This is a genomic window from Microbacterium sp. HMWF026, from assembly GCF_003061325.1.
Lineage (GTDB): Bacteria > Actinomycetota > Actinomycetes > Actinomycetales > Microbacteriaceae > Microbacterium > Microbacterium testaceum_E.
The window spans coordinates 1-3,009 of the sequence record NZ_QAJB01000314.1 but is presented as its reverse complement, the minus strand read 5'-3'; the positions used below and the strand labels follow the sequence as shown (position 1 = coordinate 3,009).

Sequence of the window (3,009 nt, the reverse complement as noted above, 5' to 3'; positions counted from 1 at the left end):
CCGACGTCAAGACCGCCGCAGCGGGCGATCTGGGCCCTGAGGGCATCGCGTTCGTCTCGGCGCTGCGCTCGCCCACCGGCGTGCCCCTGCTCGTCACGGGCAACGAGGTCTCGGGCTCGACCACCGTGTTCGAGGTGCGTCCGACGCAGCCGAAGACCCCCGATCTGCAGATCCTCACCATCAACGACTTCCACGGTCGCCTGCTGCAGGAGACCGGGGGCGTCGCGGGCGCGGGCGTCCTCGCCGGCGCGGTCGAGAAGTACCGCCAGCAGAACCCGAACACGCTGTTCGTCTCGGCCGGTGACAACATCGGCGCGAGCGCGTTCGAGTCGTTCATCGATCAGGACACCCCGACGATCAAGGCCCTCACGGCCGCGACCCTCGACGTCAGCGCGGTGGGCAATCACGAGTTCGACCGCGGTTTCGCCGACCTGACCGACCGGGTCATCCCGGCCTACGGCGGCAACACCGGCGCGTCCAGCGACTTCGCCCTCGGCGCCAATGTCTACAAGAAGGGCACCAAGACGCCCGCTCTCAAGCCGTACACGATCAAAGAGGTCGACGGCATCAAGGTCGCCTTCGTCGGCACCGTCACCCGCCAGACGGCCGGCATGGTCGACCCGTCGAAGATCGACACGATCGAGTTCGGCGACCAGGTCGAGGCCGCCAACCGCGAGGCCAAGAACGCCCGCGCCGCCGGCGCCGACATCGTGATCCTCCTCGCCCACGAGGGCTCCGAGGGCACCGACTGCGCCAAGATCGCCACCGAGACCGGTGACTTCGGCGACCTCGTCCGCGGCGCCTCGGCCGACGTGAACGCGATCGTCTCGGCGCACACGCACCAGAAGTACGCCTGCACGATCGGCGGCCGCTCGGTGATCCAGACGGGCCAGTACGGCACCAACCTGGGCACGCTCGACATCGACCTGAACGACGACGGCAGCCTGGCATCCATCACCCCCGGCGTGCGCGCCCTGCTCGACCCGACGGTCACGCAGTACGTGGCGTACCCCCAGCGGGCGACGGCCAAGATCGTGGCGGATGCCAAGGCAACCGCCGACGTGAAGGGACAGGTCGAGGTGGGCAAGATCACCGCCGACATCGCCCGCGCGAAGAACACCTCGGGCGGCGAGGACCGCGGCGCCTACTCGACGCTCGGCAACACCGTGGCGGACGTCTACCTGTGGGCCACGAGCGAGAACCCCTCGTTCAACGGTCAGGACGCCCAGATCTCGTTCATGAACCCGGGTGGCCTGCGCGCCGACCTGCTCTACGGTTCCGACAACGGCTCGGTGTCGTATCGCGAGGCCGCCAACGTGCAGCCCTTCGGCAACACGCTCGTGACGCTCTCGCTCACGGGGGCGCAGATCAAGCAGGTGCTCGAGCAGCAGTGGCAGCCCGACGGCGCATCGCGCCCGGTGCTCGCGCTCGGCGTCTCGAAGGGTTTCACCTTCGAGTACGACCCGGCCGCCGCGAAGGGCTCGCGCATCAAGGCGATCGCCCTGAACGGCACCGCGATCGATCCCGCCGCGTCGTACCGCGTGGTCACGAACTCGTTCCTCGCCGCGGGCGGTGACAACTTCACCGCCTTCGCGCAGGGCACGGGCAAGGCCGACTCGGGTCAGATCGACCTGCAGGCCACCGTCGACTACTTCGCCGCGAAGAAGGTCGTCGCGCCCTCGCCGATCGGACGCGCGTACCTCACCGGGACCACGCCCGTGAACGAGGGCGGCAGCACGCCGACGCCGACGCCGACCACGTCGCCGTCGCCGAGCCCGACGGGTTCGCCGACCACCTCGCCGTCGCCCACTCCGACGGGCTCGCCGACCACCTCGCCGACGCCCACTCCGACGGGCTCGCCGACCGGCTCGCCCTCGCCGAGCCCCACGGGTTCGCCGACCGGCTCGCCCTCGCCGAGCCCCACCGGCACGCCGACCGGCACGCCCACGGCGCAGCCCACCGGCACGCCGACGGCGCAGCCCACCGGCACGCCGACGGGATCCCCGACGACCGCACCGACCTCGTCGCCGAACGCGGGCGTCAGGGTCAGCGCGAGCGCCACGCGCGTCGAGCAGGGCGGGTCGTTCACGGTCACCGTGACCGGTCTGAACGCGGGTGAGCAGCTCACGGCCACGCTGAACAGCACGCCCACGGTGATCACCGGCATCCCCGCCGCCGGCGCCGACGGCGCGGTGTCGTTCCGCGTGAGCGTGCCCGCGGCTCTCGAGCCCGGTGCGCACACGGTCGTCATCACCCGCGCCGACGGCACCGTACTGCCGGCCCTGTCGATCGAGGTGGCCCGCAAGGGCACCCTCGCGGCCACCGGCGCACAGGCGCCGTGGGGCCTCGCCCTCGCGGGCGGCATGTTCGTCGTCGCCGGAGGCCTCGCCTTCGCGCTGCGCCGCCGCCGCACGGTCTGACGCCCGGCACCGGAACGGCCCTCACCCTTCGGGGTGGGGGCCGTTTCTCGATGCGCGAGCCGCGGGGTTCTGTCGGTTCGAGTCCCCGCACGCGGCAGATCCCGGAGACTCACGCGGTCGCGGCGGCGTCAGGCGCGCAGCACCTGGACCTGGATTCCGGATGCCGCGGCCTCGACCCGCCAGACCTGCCCATCACCACGGACGGCCGGGGCCGCCTGCGCCGAGATCACCAGCGCCGTGTGCTCGTCGACGGCGACGCCCTCGGAGACGATCCCCGCGTCGACAGCGGCGACGAGGCGCGAGAGGGTTCCCCACTGGGCGGCGTGCACGTCGACGGCGAAGTCGAGCAGGCCCAGGCCGGGGCGGACCTCGACCTCGTCGAGCTCCTCGGCGGCGTCGGGCGAGACGACCTCGACGCCGCGCACGCGGTACCCGCCGACGAGCGCCGGGCCCGCCGCGATCGCCGAACCGGCCGAGAAACCGGCGTACGGCATCCCGTCGCGGACGCGTTCGACCACGGCATCCCGGATCGAGGCGACGGCGTCGAGGTACGCGGGCGTCAGGCCGCCGCCGACGAACAGGGCGTCGG

Annotated in this window: 2 protein-coding genes; one reads left to right on the top strand and one right to left on the bottom strand. The window is 72.2% G+C overall.

Features of this window, described 5'->3' with window-relative positions; translation table 11 throughout:
* The coding region (locus DBR36_RS18410) for a bifunctional UDP-sugar hydrolase/5'-nucleotidase (protein ID WP_258222768.1) at window positions 1-2,420 on the top strand (2,420 nt) is incomplete at its 5' end.
* A gap of 128 nt (window positions 2,421-2,548) precedes the next feature.
* Here the strand turns inward: DBR36_RS18410 and DBR36_RS12040 are convergent.
* On the bottom strand, window positions 2,549-3,009 hold a 461-nt coding region (locus DBR36_RS12040; protein WP_181373577.1), incomplete at its 5' end, for a Type 1 glutamine amidotransferase-like domain-containing protein.